This window comes from Mariniflexile sp. HMF6888, from assembly GCF_044335535.1.
In the GTDB taxonomy this organism is placed as follows: domain Bacteria; phylum Bacteroidota; class Bacteroidia; order Flavobacteriales; family Flavobacteriaceae; genus Mariniflexile.
In genome coordinates this window covers 16,549-33,909 of the sequence record NZ_JBIQVZ010000014.1, presented here as the reverse complement: position 1 = coordinate 33,909, position 17,361 = coordinate 16,549, and the positions used below count along the sequence as shown (strand labels likewise).

Below are 17,361 nucleotides of genomic sequence, written 5' to 3'. Positions count from 1 at the left end.
CCTCACAGGTTTTTGAAACCTGTGAGGTCTTATATAATCACTTGAAAAGCTTTTTTACAACTAAATTGATTTGTATAATGCTTACTTATAAGTTTTTAATATGAAAAGCAACCAATCCTTCAATAGGCCTGCGTTCAAAATTACCTACCGTAAAGCCCATTTCCTGTGCGACGGCTTTAATTTCTTCTTGCGCAAAATAGGCTATAGAACCTGCAAAATGCACAGGAACGGTTTTTATTTCTTCTTTGTACTGCATGATCATATTAGTTACAAAACTACGGATGCCTCTTTTTATAAGCTCTACAATGTATTGCGAATCTTTATTTAAAAACATAAACTCTGCAAAGTTTGCTAAATAGGCATTGGGGTTGGGCTGTTTGTAAATATTATATTTAATATAATCGGCTTCTAAATTGTATTTGCTAGCAAAAGACACTTTAATATCTTCTGGCATTTGATTAAAATAGTATTCCCTAATTAATTCTTTACCGTAATAATTTCCTGAGGCATCATCCATTAAAATATATCCTAAAGACTGTACGCGTTGGTGTAATTGCTTACCATCAAAATAGCTACAATTGGATCCTGTACCTAAAATACAAACAACAGCAGCTTCGGTATCGTGGGTAATGGTGCCATAAACAGCAGCCATAGTATCTTCCTCAACCTTTATAACAGCGTTTATAAATACTTCTTTTAAAACATTATAAACGGCTTCTTTACCTCTATCTGTGCCACAACCCGCACCATAAAAGAATACGTGCGTAACCTCTAGTTTGTGTGCTTTTAAATCGGGGTGTTTTTTAATTATTTTTTTTAGCTTATCTTCTTTTAAAATTTCGGGATTAAGACCTTTTGTACGCAACTTTTCTATAAGTTGTTTACCATTACTATCTACAGCAATCCAATCACTTTTTGTAGAGCCACTATCAACAATTAAAATCATGAGCTTTATTTAAATGAAAAAACTCCACAGACTTTGTAGTAACACAATAAATCTGTGGAGTTCATAATTAACATATTATTTTCTTTAATTATACTTTACTGATGTGTTGAGCCAAATCAACTAACTTCGTTGAATAACCAAACTCATTATCATACCAAGATACTAATTTAAAGAAATTATCGTTAAGCGCAATACTTGCATCAGCATCAAAAATACTTGTCATAGATTCTGAAACAAAATCTTGAGACACTACAGCTTCTTCGGTATAACCTAAGATGCCTTTTAATTCGTTTTCTGAAGCTTTTTTCAATGCAGCTTTAACTTCTGCCCAAGAAGCAGCTTTTTCTGTTCTAACAGTTAAATCAACAACAGATACATCTGGAGTTGGAACTCTAAATGCCATACCAGTTAATTTACCATTTAATTCTGGAATTACTTTACCTACGGCTTTTGCAGCACCAGTAGATGAAGGAATGATGTTTGCTAAAGCACTACGACCACCTCTCCAGTCTTTTCTTGAAGGACCATCAACTGTTAGTTGTGTTGCAGTTGTAGCGTGTACTGTTGTCATTAAACCTTCTACGATACCAAAGTTATCGTTAATAACTTTAGCTAAAGGTGCTAAACAGTTTGTAGTACAAGACGCATTAGATACGATGGTATGCTCTGCAGTTATTTTATCGTGGTTTACTCCCATTACAAACATAGGCGCATCCGCCGATGGTGCTGAAATTGCTACTTTTTTAGCGCCAGCAGTAATGTGTTTTTGTGCACCCTCTAAAGTTGTGAAAATACCTGTACAATCTAACACAACTTCTGCTCCAACAGCATCCCATTTTAAATCTTCTGGGTTACGTTCTGCAGTAATTCTAATTTCGTTTCCGTTTACTACTAAGTTTCCGTTTTTTACTTCAACGGTACCGTTAAAACGTCCATGAACTGAATCGTATTTTAATAAGTAAGCTAAATGCTCTACATCTAATAAATCGTTAATTCCAACAATTTCAATATCTGGTCTGTTTGCAGCTACTCTAAAAGCTATTCTACCTATTCTTCCAAACCCGTTAATTCCTAATTTTAATTTTGACATATTCTTGTTTATAAATGTTAAGTGCTCATAATGTCTGAGACACGCAATAATTCTAAATTTATTTTTGATTTCCCTTTTATGGCTTGTTCTAATGGTGTTAGTTCCATTTTACCATTCATTAAACCAACCATATAATTGGTTTTTCCTTCTAATAAAGATTCAACGGCTTTAACCCCCATTCTACTAGCCAAAACACGATCGAAACATGATGGTGCACCACCACGTTGCATGTGCCCAAGCACCGATACACGTACGTCATACCCTTCCATGTTTTCATCTACATAGTCTTTTAATTGAAAAATATTTTTTCCAATTTTATCGCCTTCTGCAACAATTACAATGCTTGATGTTTTACCGGACTTCCTACTTCTGTTTAAAGATTCTACCAATCTTTCCAACCCCAGATCTTCTTCTGGTATTAATATTTCTTCTGCACCTCCAGCAATACCTGCGTTTAAAGCGATGTGTCCTACATCGCGCCCCATAACCTCAATAAAAAACAATCTGTTGTGTGAGCTTGCTGTATCCCTGATTTTATCAATAGCATCTACAACGGTGTTTAAAGCGGTATCGAAACCTAAAGTGTTTGTAGTACCAACAATATCATTATCTATAGTGCCGGGTATTCCAATTACAGGAAAGCCGAACTCATGATTAAATATCATGGCACCTGTAAATGTACCATCACCACCAATGGCTACCAGTCCATCTATTTCTGCTTCAACTAATTTGTTATAAGCTTTTTGCCTACCTTCTATGGTTCTAAACTCTTTGGAGCGTGCCGATTTTAAAAACGTACCGCCTTTATTTATAATACCTTTGACGCTTCGCGCATTCATTTGCTCGAAATCGCCTTCTATTAAGCCTTCGTATCCACGATAAACACCAAGACATTCTATATTATGATAAGCACATGTTCTAACGACAGCACGAATGGCTGCATTCATTCCCGGAGAATCGCCTCCAGAAGTTAAAACTGCTATTTTTTTGATTGGTTTTGACATTAAATTTCAATTTTTCAAAGGTAAAATTACTAAACAAAAACCATATATCTATAGCATTTATTCTATTTTAATGCTACATGTGAAACTATAACGTTTTAGTTGATAAAAAAAATAGTTTAGAACTCTAAACACTACTCCTTTTATATGGAATTGAGGGGTTTATTTATCAGAAGACGACTTTATTTTTACAAATTCCGGAAGCAAATCAGTGTCTTTTTCGACTTCTTCTTCTATCACAATTTCTTCTTCCTTTTTAGCTTTTTTAAAGAAGTTTTGAAGCAGTTCTTTAAAGGTATCAAAATCTACACTATATGAAAGCCCGATACCCTGTGTGTATCCAATAGCTTCACCAAAATTTCTGATACTATTTTCTCTATTAAATACATTGGCGGTTAATGTACCATCTTCATTTAGCAAAAAGTTTATTTCAACATCACCTGCAATAACGGTTTCTGAAGCTCCTGCACCTCCAACAGGTACACCTACTTTACCATTAATAAGTACACGATCACTTATTTGGGTCTGTAGGGTAACACCAAATCGATCATCAGTCTGATAATCTGGTCTGTTTTCACCAGCTTCATAATTCAATCCTATATTAAGTTTGCTATCGCCCGTTGTAAAAATACCATTTATAATACCATTTAGCCGCTCTGCAATAGTACCTGAAAAATTAAGTTCGCTTAAACCTCTTGAAAAACCTCCCGTAGATAACAGATATAGTGCTTGGTTCTGTTTGTCATTATCAGATTCTAATCTGTATTGCAATTCGGATTTTATAGTAGAACTTACAGTAGGGAACTTAAAATCGTAAATGGGTTTTGGGCGTTCCAAATCGCCTGTTAAGCTAATATTCAATTCTACAGGGATACTTCTGTTTATTGGATTATCTAACAATGGTGATGGGTTGGCTTGCGTTCTGTAAATGGCAAGCATATCTATTTGTGCTTTTAGAGGGTCGCCTTCCCAGGCAATGGTACCACCAGGTTGTACTCTAAATTCTTTTTGGATTAAACCACCATAGGCAAAATTATATACGCCTTCAAATACCGAGAAATCTCCCCACATATTAAACTTCCCATTCGTATTAATTTCAACCAAAAGACCTCCGCGTCCGCGTCCTTTTAATGAATGCCCTGAGTTTTTGTCTATTATAATTTCTACTTCAGCGTCTTCGGTAACATCTAAATCAAAATCCAATTCAAGTCCTCTTATTTCATTAAAAACATAATCGACCCCTAATTTTCTTGCTCGTTTTTCTTCTTTAGTAATAAAGTGTATATATGAATTATCTCCAAAAGACTCCGTATCGCTAAGTGGAATTTTAAAAACAGTCCCTGATTTTGTTTCTCCAATTACACTTATTACCAATTGGTCTGTTGGTCCCGAAATACTAGCCCTACCACCTATAAAACCAGTACCGTAATACAAAGCATCTTCAGCTTCCTTAGTATCTAAAACCAATAATCTTGAGGTATTTAAGTTTAAATCCAAGTTCCATTTTGAAAAGTTTGTATGACTTAATGAACCATTTAATTGTCCTTTGGATTTGTGTTTTGTATCGGTTAGTTGGATTCTATTAAAAATAAAACTCTGGTTTTTAAGTGTTACAGAAGATTTATCAGCAAACTGATAATCGACATTAAGATACGGAATGCCAAACCCTGATTTATCTAAAATAAGGTCGCCATTAATATTGGGTCGTTTTAAATCCCCAACAACATTTACTTTTCCGGTAGCTAAGCCTCTAATATTGGTTAAAACATCTTTCAAAAATGGATTTAAAGGCTGTAAATTAAATTCGTCAAGTTCAAAATCTACATCAATGTTTGATTGTTTTCCATTAACATTAATATCTCCAATGGCCCTGAACGATTTATTAACATCGTCTTTTATGGTAACATCTACATTGTAATTGGTTAAGTTTTGGTTGCCCTTTATATTGGCGTTAAAAGAACCGAATTCAATATCATTAACGTTAAGATTATCTATAACGATACTTGAATTTGGTAAATAATTACCATTTTTTTGCAATATGTCTAGCTTGCCATTAACGTTTCCTGCTAACTTTAAATTATCTATTTCTGGAATGATTTTAGCAAGATCGACATTTCTAAAATCGAGTTTTAAGTCTTTTTGTGTAGAATCCTTTATAAAGCCCGAAAACTTAATTTCTTCATTTTTATGATTTATAACTAGCTTGTCGATATTAAATTTTGTGAAGGTGTTATTGAATGAAATTTTATTGAATTTATCTTTCTTTTCATTAATATACCACATGTTGTCTTTTATGGTAACATCGGATTTTTTAAATCCTATTACCGACTCTTTTTCTTTATTAATAGTATGATAAAAACTTAAGTTAAAAATATCATTATTACGTTTTCCTCCCCTAAACTCTGAGCGCATAAACAAGGTATCGTTTACCGTAACATTAATTAAACTGAATTTAGAAACGTTGTAATATTTTGTTTTTAAACTATCGACCTCTAGGTAAGTATTAAAAAGAGGGTTACTATTATCCACTTGAAGCTCAATATTGTTAGCGAAATAATCAAGTAATTTAATTTGAGGTGATTTGAATGTCAATTTAAATTGCCTTTGATCGTTTTCAACACGACCTTTTATATAGGTGTTTTTTCCTAGCTCTATTTCAGGATAAAAAACTTCAACTATTTTATTGTAAATTTTAAAATTGAAGTCGACATTCTGATTGGTTTTAATTTTATGCGGAATGTAATTGGTGTAAATATATCCTAAAGAGTTTTCGAATAACTTTTTAATATCATTCATTACAAAACGCCCTTTAAGTTCGCCTTCTATAACATCTGGGGATTTAATTTCTATAAAACGAACATCATCTTCAAACCTTGAGGTTAAATCTAATTCATCAAAATAATAAGTATCGTTTTGGTTTTTATAAACGGTGTTTTTAAAAGATATTTTTCCGTAGGCATCATCAAGATTACGACTGTTCATATTCATTTTAATATGACTGCTAAACAAAGACAGACTATCTTTTTTTAAAAAATTAAGGGCATTTAAATTGGCATAATCAACCTTCGCTTCAAAATCATATTTTTTAACCTCTTCAGAAAAATCTATAAGTCCTAAAAAGTTTAATCGTAAATTTTTGTCGTTTGCAATTAGGTTTCCGTCGAAAATTCTATTCCTAACATTCCCTACAACTTTTATTCCTGTGTAATTATACTTATTATATTCTATTCCGTAGACATCACCTTTTACTTGTGTGTTCAAATTTTTAGCAGTAAAACCAGATCCTTTTACATCAAAATTCAGCGATGTTTTTCCAACAATAGAATCATTTAAAAAGGCTCCAATATCAAAACTCTCAAAGGCTACCTTTCCGCTATAGGAGGCATTATCAATATCATTTATTTTTAAAATTTCCAAGTTGGAATCTACATATCCTAATTCGGTATCTATTTGAATGTTGGCAATAACAGAAGCTGCCGTTACCTGCGAATTTCCTACAATAGTAAATTTCCCTAACTTATTAAATGAAGAAGGAATAGAGGCTCCTAATATATTGGGTAATAATGCTTTTAATTCATTATAGGTAGAAGATAGATTTCTAAAACTTCCATCCATATAAAAGTTCCCTTCTTCCTTATTAAAAAGATTTTTGAAATATATGTTCCCATCAACTTCTGTATAGCTACCATTATTTAGCTTTAAGTTGGTGGTTTGCAAATTATTTAAGGTTCCTGATAGATCTACACTTAGTTTGACCGATTGGTTCTTTCCAAACTCGTTATAGAATACATTAATTTCATCTAAATAAACATTGGAATCTTTAAAGCTTGCAGTCACCAAAACCTTATCGGTAAAATATTGTAAATCTTCTCTATTATAAGAAAACTTTAAATCGCCTTTTAATACCGAATGTGCTGTTTTGGCATCTAAATTAGCAAATGTCATATCGGTAAGTGTGTAACTGAAATCGGTCATCATGTTTTTCATAACCAATCCTCTACTATCCTTAAACGCTAGGGTGTTTATTCTGGCGCTAACATCGCTACCATTAATTAAAAAGTTAGTCGCATTAATATTTAGATTCGTAAACTCTAATAATTTTGTGGTTTCCCTATTTTCATCAAGCAATCTGAAAATACCGTTATAAATAGACACATCACTAGACGACAATAAAAAGGTGCTTGGGCTTTTTCGTGGATTATCGTCTTCAAATTTATGAACAAAAACATCCAAATTAGTTTCTGCTTCACCTTTATAAGTTTTAATATTAAAAATTAAATCTTGAATATCAACATCTCCAAAAGTTAATTTACCTTTAATTAAATTACTTATACTAATAATTGAGGTGTTTAATTCAGCTATATTTATTAGCGTATCCTGCTTATAATCTTCTATATAAATATTTTTAAGCTCTACATCGCCATTAAGCTGTAAGCTAACTCTATTAATACTTATATTTGTTTTAAACTCGTCATTTAGGCGTTTTGTGGCATATTTACCAAGACTTGTTTGAACAGCAGGAATAGAAAGCACCAACACCAAAATGATGAAAAGCAGCAGCAATATGGCTGCTATTTTATACGCTATTTTAAAAGCTTTTTTGATATTTTTTTAAGTTATTGATTTGTCAGGAATGCATTATCTTTGCAATTACGAATAAAAACCATGCGTTAGACTTTTATTCTTTTCAAAATTAACAATTATTATGCCTAATTTTAATTAATGGCGGAACAAAATATTTATATTCTAGGAATTGAGTCTTCTTGCGATGACACAGCGGCCTCTGTAATACACAACGGACGTATTTTAAGCAATATTATTGCCAACCAAAATATACATAAAGAATATGGTGGCGTAGTACCCGAATTAGCTTCCAGAGCCCACCAACAAAACATTGTTCCTGTAGTAGCTCAGGCATTAAAAAAAGCCCATATCAACAAAGAGCAATTACATGCCATCGCATTTACTAGAGGTCCTGGACTCATGGGGTCGTTATTGGTTGGAACTTCCTTTGCAAAATCGTTGGCTTACGGGTTGGATATTCCGCTTATTGACGTGAACCACATGCAAGGGCATATTTTGGCACATTTTATTGATGAAGACGGATTTAACAAACCTCCTTTTCCGTTTTTAGCGATGACCATTTCGGGTGGACATACCCAAATTGTTAGGGTTGATAACCATTTTGACATGACCGTTATTGGCGAAACTATTGATGATGCCGTTGGTGAAGCCTTTGATAAAAGTGGAAAAATTTTAGGTTTAGGCTATCCTGCAGGCCCAGAAATTGATAAACGTGCCAAATTAGGAAACCCGAAAGCGTTTAAGTTTACCAAACCAAAAGTTGATGGGTTAAATTTTAGCTTTTCGGGGTTGAAAACGGCTATTCTGTATTTTATTCAGAATGAAACCAAAGCCAATCCCCATTTTATTGAAGAAAACCTGAATGATGTTTGTGCCTCTATTCAATATACCATTATTGGGATTTTAATTGATAAATTAAAGCTTGCCTCAAAACAAACAGGTATTAAACATATTGCTATTGGAGGTGGTGTTTCGGCAAATTCGGGCATCCGACAAGCACTAAAGGATGGGGAACAAAAATTTGGTTGGACCACCTATGTGCCTAAATTTGAGTTCACTACCGATAATGCCGCTATGATTGCCATTGTAGGGTATTTGAAATATTTAGAAGGCGATTTTGCTAAACAAAATATAGCGGCTTCGGCTAGATTGAAGATTTAATTTTTAGCTACTAATACGAATATTTTAAAATGAAACATTTAAAACCATGAATTCGTTTAAACTTTTTTGGTTTGTTGCCCTCATCATATTCATTATTGGCTTATATTTTAGAACGAATGATGATCGTATTGTTATAAACATCCATGATACATATTATGTAATTTCAAATCTTCATATTTCTATAATATTTGCAATCATATATTCAATCATTGGTTTTGCTTATTGGATTTTATATAAAACAACTTTAAAGCTTTATTTACGCTTAACTCAAACTCATACCATTATAAGTATTGGGTGTTTTTTAGTATTTATAATAGGCATATGGTATTTTAATAAGATTAAAACAGAAAGTGAATTTCCTCTATTTTATGATTCTCTAGACGAAAACACTTTTACTATATTAGTTTTTACAATTTTCTTTCTATCTCAAATTCTATTAATTCTCAATTTAATTACATCAACTCTAAAACAAATTCTTGCTAAAAAAAGTAAATAAGTTGTAAACAATACATTCTTAAAAACTTATTTTTTTTCCATTTATATGTTCGGGCAATAATTTTAAATTTGGAACTAAATTTAAAACCCAAATTATGACAAAAAACCTACTTTTTGCAGCAACCATTAGTATTTCTGCTTTTTTAAATGCCCAAAATTCAACCGAAAAAGAATTAGAATTTATTGAAACACCCGAGCAAATAACCAACTATCTGGAATTAAAAAATTTCAAAGAAAATAAATTGATTACTTTTAATGAAGAAAAGCACAAAACCATATTTGCTAAAGAACTTTTTGGGCTTTCTAGAGGTGACATAAAAACCGTAAAAACAAATTTTGAGAAAACCATTTATAAAGTGGTTGAAAAAACAAAAACTACTAATTACCGTGTTGCTTATATTTATCTAGATGGTACAAAATACAGTTTAACCGATTTGAATACTTTAAGAACCAAAATAATTAACGAATATAAAAATGGAGCGCCTTTCGATTTTTTAGCAAAACGCTATTCTATGGATGAAAATGCTAATAAAGGTGGTGATTTAGGGTGGTTCGTACAAGGCGATATGTACCCCGATTTTGAAAACGAAATCATCAATGGAAATCATAGTTTGAACGCTATATTTACGATTGATATTCCTTCAAAAAACTGGTATTACGTGGTGCTAAAAACACATGAACCAAAAGAAATTTCAGAAATTAAAGTCTTAAAAATTGTTGAAGCCATAAATTAATGCAACTTTTCTATAACCCAAACATCACTGAAAGCACAACGCAATTTTCTTTTGAAAAAGAAGAAAGCAGGCACATTGTAAAAGTGCTTCGGAAAAATATGGGCGACACCTTACATATTACAAATGGCAACGGTTGGTTATTTACTGCCGAAATTGCCATTCCTAATATTAATAAATGTGTTGTAACGGTTATCTCAAAATCCCAACAACCGAAACGGGATTACAGCTTGCATTTAGCCGTTGCACCAACCAAAATGAACGACCGCTACGAATGGTTTTTAGAAAAAGCCACCGAAATTGGCATTGACACCATCACCCCTATTATCTGCGACCACAGTGAACGTAAAATAATTAAACCCGAACGGTTTGAAAAAATTTTGCAATCAGCTATGAAACAATCGTTGAGTTGTTATATGCCAAAACTAAATGAGTCCATCAATTTCAAAGACTTTATTAAGCAAGGTTTTAATGGTGATTTATTTATAGCGCATTGTGAAGAAACCGATAGAAAATCGCTAAAGCAACAACTTAAACCCAAACAAAACATCACGATTTTAATTGGTCCCGAAGGCGATTTTAGCAGCAAAGAAATTGAATTGGCCATAAAAAACAAGTTTATTCCCGTAACTTTGGGAGACACCAGATTGCGAACCGAAACCGCAGCTATAGTGGCGTGTCATTCAGTAGCTTTTGTAAATTCAATATAATGAATCTCCGTTATTAATACAGTTTTTAACAAAAAAAGGGCTTATCAACAGTTAAATTGTTAAAGACTAGTTAACAATCTTTATTTTAATAATAACATTTTTTTCATTATGACTCATATCTTTGTAATACGCAAAAGACCTAAAAGTACCTGATTCATTTTGTAATTGAGCTAACAGAAACTAATAGGCCTTATCTAAACAGAACCACTTCTTTTGTATTGAAGTGGTTTTTTATTTTATCAAAAGTATGAATGAAAAAGATATTTTAAAAAAAATATTTGTTTTAGTTTTAAACATATATGGTTATTAACATCAGTTATTATTCTTTAAAGCTAAAATTAGCTATTTTTGAAGCATGACTAAATAAACTATGAAATTAGTAATATCTTTAATCTTTTGTCTTTTGTCTTTTGTCTCCTTTTCACAAGAAATAGCAGTGGCAAAATACAAAGGTGGCGGTGATTGGTATGCCAACCCGACTGCTTTACCCAACTTAATTGCATTTTGCAATACGAACATCAACACAAAAATAAACCCCAAACCTCAAGATGTAGAAGTGGGAAGCTCGGATATTTTTCAGTTTCCTTTTTTACACATGACAGGACATGGGAATGTGTTTTTTAGTGAAACTGATGCCGAAAACCTCCGTAACTATCTAATTTCCGGAGGCTTTTTACATATTGATGATAATTACGGAATGCAACCCTATATTACCAAAGAACTCAAAAAAGTATTTCCAGATAAGGAATTAATAGAGCTTCCTTCAAACCACGAAATTTTTAATACTGCTTATAAATTTCCAAACGGATTGCCTAAAATACATGAACATGATGGTAAGCGTCCGCAGGCTTTTGGTATGTATGTTGAAGACCGATTGGTGTTATTATTCACTTTTGAAAGCGACTTGGGCGATGGTTGGGAAAACCCCGAGGTGCATAACGATCCCGCCGATGTAAGAGAAAAAGCCTTGAAAATGGGCGCCAATATTGTTAAATATGCGTTTGAACATTAAGAGTTGATTTAAGAATTGTGATTTATGATTCTCGCAAAGCCGCTAAGCCGCAAAGAAAACTCTGATTACTGAAAACTGATACTGATTACTGATACTGAATACTGAATACTGCTACTGAACACTGATTACTGAACACTGTCAACTAAAGAATGCAACTTACCCATTACAATACCCATTTTAAAAAGCGTAAATTTCCAATAATACTGGTTTGCGATAACGTTAGCAATGCACCAAACATTGGCAGTTTATTTAGAATTGCCGATGCTTTTGGAGTTGAAAAACTTATACTTTGTGGTGCTGATATTTCTTTAGGGCGAAAGATAACAAAAACATCTAGAGCTACCGAAAAAGTGGTGGATTATGAAATTCATGAATCGGCTGCAAAAGTGGTTGAAGGTTTAAAGGCAACAAACTATCAAATGATATCGCTCGAAATCACATCTACAAGTAAACCGCTTCATACATTAAAATTTTCAACAGAAAAACCCATTGCCCTAATTATTGGTGATGAAAATTTTGGGGTTTCAGAAGCTATTCTAAATATTTCAGATCTTGTTGTTCATATTGATATGTTCGGACTGAACAGCAGTATGAATGTGGTTCAGGCTACAAATATTGCTTTATACGAAATAACAAAACAGCTTATTTAACCAAAACTTTCTTCTCAAAACTGCTTTTTGGTGCTTCACAAAGTGAACATTCGTATGTTTCCGGAAGGCTTTCAAAAGAAGTGTTTGGAGGGATGTTTTGAGTAATATCGCCGTAAACCTCATCATAAACCGTTAAGCAATCTTTGCATTGATACACTTCTTCTTCAATACGTTCTTTCTTTACATCTTTTATAGATACTTCTTCGCGTTCAGTTCCTAATTGATCAAAATACAACTGACTCAATTCCATTAACAATCCTGGTAATTCCACTTTATCAATATCTTGCACATGCATGATGTAGTCGCGTGTATTGGGGTCGAAATTTTTAGCGTATAATAAATTGTAGGTATCGCGAATTGTAAAACCATTTAACGCTTCGGGTTGCTTATTCTTTTCGATAACAACCGACGTAAAATAATAGGCATTACTAGCATAATTAGTAAGTCCGAATGTTAAACCATAGGTACTTATATCATTCTGGTCGAAATTTGTAACCAAGTATTTTTTTAGGCTTAAAGCGTCTTTATCATTAACCGGTAAATGCCAATTTAGTTCGAGCATGGAGTGACGTACATTGATACCGAATTTACCCAAAAATTTCTCCCATTGTAATTTAGCTTGTGCCGGAATACCCTTAACAATAAAGGATTTCCAAGGGGTTATGGATATTTTTCCTATTTTGTTTTCGGCACATAGATCGCACATGGCTTTTAAGAAAGAGAGATCGTATAGGTTGTTACGCCAATACAACCCTAACCAATATTTATCTCCAATTCTATTCATACCCTCATAGTAAGGAAACGGATAAAAAGGCACTTCTAATGGATGATCTACGGTTCTGTTATTGGTGTCTATTGCATCGCTAACCAACTCGAAAATGGTTTCAATAGTCTCCGGCTCTTCCTGCAGCATATTTTCAATGGCCAACTCCACCTTATCCAAATCCCAACTATAAATAAGTGCTGGGTACATCACTGTTTTTTTCCATTCTGGAAGTCTGATATACAAATACCAATAGTCTTCATGCTCGGAAGCTATAAAATTGATATGCCCGGTGAACAACGGCACTAAACGCTGTTTGGGATCCGTTATATTGACACGTAATTTTAATTCGTGTTTAAATTGCTCTAACACATATAAATACCTATCACTAGTAAGCCATGATGTACTTGGAAAAATATCTGACGACACATAAGACGACACGATATTTTCAATACGTTCGTGATTTGGCGCTACAATTTGAAGTTTATTGAAAGCCTTTAATTTTTCTTTATCTATAGGTTCGGGAAAAATAATATCCTGTCTGGAGCCAAACGAAATAGCACTTAAGCCCAAACTTTCGGCAGCTTCACAAATATACTTTAACTCACCTGGAGATAGTACACCGCCATTTACTATCAATCTATACGATTCGCTCATGCTAATATCTTTGTGTTGTTAAGAATTTCCCTAACCTCTGTTTTACAACTTCCACAGCCTAAACCTGCGCCTGTTTTATTACAAAGTTCAGTAAAGTTTGTACAGCCACCTTTTATGGTTTCTTCAATGTTACCCGCGCCTACCTGACTGCAAGAGCACACTAACTTACCTAAAACTGGCACGGTGTTGGAAGCCCCTCGTAATAAGGTGTTGCGCTTATCGGACATTTCGATTTTGCTTTCAATCATGGTTTTAAATTCGGCAAACTCATTTTTATCACCCATTAAAACCGCTCCAATTAACAAATCGTCTTTTACGATACACTTTTTATAGTAGCGTTTCGATATATCTGTGAAAATGACTTCTTCGTACGAATCGTCATTTTCAGGGACTTCTATATTACCAATACTACACAGGTTTAGGTCATTGAATTTTAAAATATTCATTAAAACCGAACCGTTATAGGCACAACTAACATCGCCAGCAATAAAGTTTGCTAAAATGTTGGCTTGCTCTTCGGCTGCCGATGTGATTCCGAATAACTGATTGTTAAATTCGGCAATTTCGCCAATCGCAAAAATATCTGGGTGAGACGATTGTAAATGCTGATTTACCTTCACACCACGACTGCAAACAATGCCATTTTCCCTAGCAATTTCAATATTTGGAATGGTACCAATAGCATATACAATGGCATTGGCCGTTATAAACTTACCACTCTTAAGTGTAATGTTCAATTCACCTGTATCTTCATCATCAAACACCGTACTAACCTCGTTATCAAAATATATTTGAATGCCACGTTCTTGTACGTCTAAAGCTAATAATTTACTGGAAACCTTGTCTAATTGACGTTCCATTAACCTTGATGCGCGCTGAATGATGGTCATTTTTACGTTTTTGTGCTTCATGGCTGCTGCCAACTCCAAGCCTAATAAACCACCCCCAACAATAACCACATGTTGCTCTTCCGGAGGTAAACCTGTAGCATCTAAATAGGCTTTAAAACTATCGGCATCACTTTTATTACGCATGGTAAAACGCCCTGGCAAATCTATTTGAACATCTTTAGGAATGAACGCACGACTACCTGTTGCCAAAATAAGCTTATTGAATGTATGTTGGTCGCCGTTGGTGTCTGTAACTATTTTATTATCGGAATCAATATCCTTAATAGACGTTTCTGGATACACCTTAATATTCAACTTGCTTAACTCTTTCTGTTTTATTTTAAGAAGTTGTTCCCAAGTTAATTCTTCAGTGACATATTCAGGAAGCAGTACCCTATTATAGAATAAATTAGGTTCTTTTGAAAACACATGGATTTCATCAACTTCATTATACTCTCTATAATTTTGAACAAACCTAAATGCCGCAGCTCCTGCCCCAACAATTATTATTTTTTCAACAGGTTTTTTATATTTTGAAACCGATACACGCGTGAATTTAAAGTCAGGTTCTTTTGATGTAGGATCGATGTGCGTATTGGTTAAATTGTTGGCTCTGTTCAAATCACTTTGCAACTGTTTTCCCCAGTGCATTGGTAAAAACACACAGCCTTTTACAATACTATCGGTAACTTTTGCCCGCACACGAACGGTACCGTTTTCACTTTTAATTTCGGTAATATCGCCATCTTTAATTTTATATAAATAGGCATCAACAGGATTAATCTCTAAAACAGGTGTTGGGTAATGGGTTTTTAAACGCGATACTTTTCCTGTTTTGGTCATGGTATGCCATTGGTCACGCACCCTACCTGTTGTTAAAACTAACGGATAGATTTCGTTGGGCTGTAGCGATGTGTTTTCAATACTAGCAGCTACGTTAAAAATAGCTTTTTGCGATGGTGTATAGAATTTTTTGTCTTGAAAAAGCCTAGGCGTTCCAACATGTCTGTATTCCGGTACTGGCCATTGGAACGTGCCTTCGTTCTTTAATCTATCATAATTTAGAAAGGACACGTCTATTTTTGTGCCTTTAGTCATCGAACTATATTCGTCGTAAATTTCTTCAGCACTATTAAAATTAAATCCACGGAACCCCATTCTCTGTGCAAAATCACAGAAAATTTCAACATCGGGTCTGGCTTCTCCCGGAGCATTGATTTCTTTTGGCAAATAAGAAATACGACGCTCGGAATTCGTCATGGTACCTTCTTTTTCCAACCAACCGGCAGCAGGAAGCACTAAATCGGCATAAGAAACCGTATCAGATTTATGTGAAATATCTTGAACCACTACAAACTTGGCGTTTTTCATGGCACGTTCAATACGATGCGTGTTTGGCAAACTTACCAATGGATTGGTACAAGCGATCCAAATAGCTTTTAATTTTCCAGATTCTAAAGCATCAAACATTTCAGTTGCTGTTAGACCTGGCTTTGGTGAAATTTTGTCAACGCCCCAAAACTGGGCGACTTCCCTACGGTGTTCTTCATTCATCAAATCTTTGTGCACTGCCAAAAGATTTGCCATACCGCCTACTTCACGACCACCCATGGCATTTGGTTGACCTGTTAATGAAAACGGTCCTGAACCCGGTTTACCAACTTGCCCTGTTATAAGCGATAAGTTTAATAAGGCGGTATTTTTATCGGTACCTACCACACTTTGGTTAAGCCCCATGGCCCACATACTTATAAAGCCTTTTGAAAGTCCGATAATATCGGCAGCTTTTCTAATATCGGTTTCTGGAACACCACATATTTTGGATGCATCTTTAATAGACGTTGAAAATATTTGCTCTTTATAGGCTGTAAATCCTTCGGTATGGTTTTTTATAAAATCGTCATCAATTAAACCTCGCTTAAACAAACATCTTGCGATGGCATTGTAAAGGATGACATCGGTTCCAGGGATTAATTGAAGGTGTAAATCGGCAAAGTTTGCTGAATCCGTTTTACGAGGATCAACAACAATAATTTTAACATCGGGATTTTTCTCTTTATGCTGCTCAATGCGTCTGAAAAGTATGGGATGGCACCAAGCAGGGTTTGCGCCTGTAATTAAGAAACAATCCGCCAACTCAATATCTTCATACGATACGGGAACACTATCTTCTCCAAAGGTTTTTTTATATCCTACAACTGCAGAACTCATACATAACCGTGAGTTGGTATCGATATTATTGGTTCCTAAAAAGCCTTTTGTTAGTTTATTGGCTATATAATATTCTTCGGTTAAACTTTGTCCGGACACATAAAACGCTACGCTATCAGGACCATGTTTTTTTATAATAGATTTGAATACGCTTGCTGCTCTATCTAAAGCATCATCCCAACTGACACGCTCGCGAGGGTGCGAACGACTCCAGCGCATTTCTGGATATAGAATTCTATCGGAAGTATCGTTAACTACGTAATGCAAATTCATGCCTTTAGAACAAAGCATGCCTCTGTTTACAGGGTGGTCTTTATCGCCTTCAACAAAAACCCTATCGTTATTGTCTTTTTTAACAATAATACCACAACCAACCCCACAATACGAACACGTTGTTTTTACTTCCTTTTTTAACATTTACACTAGCGTTTTAATACGAATTAAGACAATTTAATAACAC

General features: G+C 34.1%; 11 protein-coding genes. 5 read left to right on the top strand and 6 right to left on the bottom strand.

Going from position 1 to position 17,361, the window contains the following annotated elements:
* Positions 1 to 85: 85 nt before the first annotated feature.
* The 4 genes from ACGLWY_RS18040 to ACGLWY_RS18025 form a co-directional block, all read right to left on the bottom strand.
* Positions 86 to 946: a BadF/BadG/BcrA/BcrD ATPase family protein gene (locus ACGLWY_RS18040; RefSeq protein ID WP_396621077.1), complete on the bottom strand. Its 861-nt coding sequence runs from the start codon at positions 944 to 946 to the stop codon at positions 86 to 88.
* A gap of 88 nt (positions 947 to 1,034) precedes the next feature.
* Positions 1,035 to 2,036, bottom strand: a complete 1,002-nt coding sequence (gene gap / locus ACGLWY_RS18035) for a type I glyceraldehyde-3-phosphate dehydrogenase (protein ID WP_117178097.1) — start codon at positions 2,034 to 2,036, stop codon at positions 1,035 to 1,037.
* Positions 2,037 to 2,053: 17 nt separating this feature from the next.
* Positions 2,054 to 3,040, bottom strand: coding sequence for a 6-phosphofructokinase (gene pfkA / locus ACGLWY_RS18030; RefSeq protein WP_396621076.1), 987 nt, complete (start codon positions 3,038 to 3,040; stop codon positions 2,054 to 2,056).
* Positions 3,041 to 3,199: 159 nt separating this feature from the next.
* Positions 3,200 to 7,600 (bottom strand): translocation/assembly module TamB domain-containing protein, encoded by a 4,401-nt coding sequence (locus ACGLWY_RS18025; protein WP_396621075.1) that lies wholly within the window; start codon positions 7,598 to 7,600, stop codon positions 3,200 to 3,202.
* A gap of 159 nt (positions 7,601 to 7,759) precedes the next feature.
* Between ACGLWY_RS18025 and tsaD the strand changes: the two genes are divergently transcribed.
* From tsaD to ACGLWY_RS18000, 5 genes are all read left to right on the top strand, one after another.
* Positions 7,760 to 8,782 carry a tRNA (adenosine(37)-N6)-threonylcarbamoyltransferase complex transferase subunit TsaD gene (gene tsaD / locus ACGLWY_RS18020; RefSeq protein WP_396621074.1) on the top strand — a complete coding sequence of 341 codons (1,023 nt, stop codon included), beginning with the start codon at positions 7,760 to 7,762 and terminating at the stop codon, positions 8,780 to 8,782.
* A 590-nt stretch (positions 8,783 to 9,372) separates the two neighbouring features.
* On the top strand, positions 9,373 to 10,011 hold the full coding sequence (locus ACGLWY_RS18015; RefSeq protein WP_396621073.1) for a peptidylprolyl isomerase: 639 nt from the start codon (positions 9,373 to 9,375) through the stop codon (positions 10,009 to 10,011).
* Positions 10,011 to 10,718 (top strand): 16S rRNA (uracil(1498)-N(3))-methyltransferase, encoded by a 708-nt coding sequence (locus ACGLWY_RS18010; RefSeq protein ID WP_396621072.1) that lies wholly within the window; start codon positions 10,011 to 10,013, stop codon positions 10,716 to 10,718. The genes ACGLWY_RS18015 and ACGLWY_RS18010 overlap by 1 nt, the downstream gene beginning before the upstream one ends.
* 370 nt (positions 10,719 to 11,088) lie before the next feature.
* Positions 11,089 to 11,730 (top strand): DUF4159 domain-containing protein, encoded by a 642-nt coding sequence (locus ACGLWY_RS18005; protein ID WP_396621071.1) that lies wholly within the window; start codon positions 11,089 to 11,091, stop codon positions 11,728 to 11,730.
* Positions 11,731 to 11,879: 149 nt separating this feature from the next.
* Positions 11,880 to 12,380: a TrmH family RNA methyltransferase gene (locus ACGLWY_RS18000; protein WP_396621070.1), complete on the top strand. Its 501-nt coding sequence runs from the start codon at positions 11,880 to 11,882 to the stop codon at positions 12,378 to 12,380.
* On the opposite strand, the gene ACGLWY_RS17995 is transcribed toward ACGLWY_RS18000, so the two are convergent.
* Both ACGLWY_RS17995 and ACGLWY_RS17990 read right to left on the bottom strand, forming a co-directional pair.
* On the bottom strand, positions 12,373 to 13,800 hold the full coding sequence (locus tag ACGLWY_RS17995; RefSeq protein WP_396621069.1) for a rubredoxin: 1,428 nt from the start codon (positions 13,798 to 13,800) through the stop codon (positions 12,373 to 12,375). The genes ACGLWY_RS18000 and ACGLWY_RS17995 overlap by 8 nt on opposite strands.
* On the bottom strand, positions 13,797 to 17,318 hold the full coding sequence (locus ACGLWY_RS17990; protein WP_396621068.1) for a molybdopterin-dependent oxidoreductase: 3,522 nt from the start codon (positions 17,316 to 17,318) through the stop codon (positions 13,797 to 13,799). Before ACGLWY_RS17990 ends, ACGLWY_RS17995 begins: the two co-directional genes overlap by 4 nt.
* Positions 17,319 to 17,361: the final 43 nt, after the last annotated feature.

Excerpts from the sequence above, each read along its gene's own strand:
- ACGLWY_RS18040 (WP_396621077.1), bottom strand. The coding sequence starts at position 946 with ATGATTTTAATTGTTGATAGTGGCTCTACAAAAAGTGATTGGATTGCT.
- gap (WP_117178097.1), bottom strand. The coding sequence starts at position 2,036 with ATGTCAAAATTAAAATTAGGAATTAACGGGTTTGGAAGAATAGGTAGA.
- pfkA (WP_396621076.1), bottom strand. The coding sequence starts at position 3,040 with ATGTCAAAACCAATCAAAAAAATAGCAGTTTTAACTTCTGGAGGCGAT.
- tsaD (WP_396621074.1), top strand. The coding sequence starts at position 7,760 with ATGGCGGAACAAAATATTTATATTCTAGGAATTGAGTCTTCTTGCGAT.
- ACGLWY_RS18015 (WP_396621073.1), top strand. The coding sequence starts at position 9,373 with ATGACAAAAAACCTACTTTTTGCAGCAACCATTAGTATTTCTGCTTTT.
- ACGLWY_RS18010 (WP_396621072.1), top strand. The coding sequence starts at position 10,011 with ATGCAACTTTTCTATAACCCAAACATCACTGAAAGCACAACGCAATTT.
- ACGLWY_RS18005 (WP_396621071.1), top strand. The coding sequence starts at position 11,089 with ATGAAATTAGTAATATCTTTAATCTTTTGTCTTTTGTCTTTTGTCTCC.
- ACGLWY_RS18000 (WP_396621070.1), top strand. The coding sequence starts at position 11,880 with ATGCAACTTACCCATTACAATACCCATTTTAAAAAGCGTAAATTTCCA.
- ACGLWY_RS17995 (WP_396621069.1), bottom strand. The coding sequence starts at position 13,800 with ATGAGCGAATCGTATAGATTGATAGTAAATGGCGGTGTACTATCTCCA.
- ACGLWY_RS17990 (WP_396621068.1), bottom strand. The coding sequence starts at position 17,318 with ATGTTAAAAAAGGAAGTAAAAACAACGTGTTCGTATTGTGGGGTTGGT.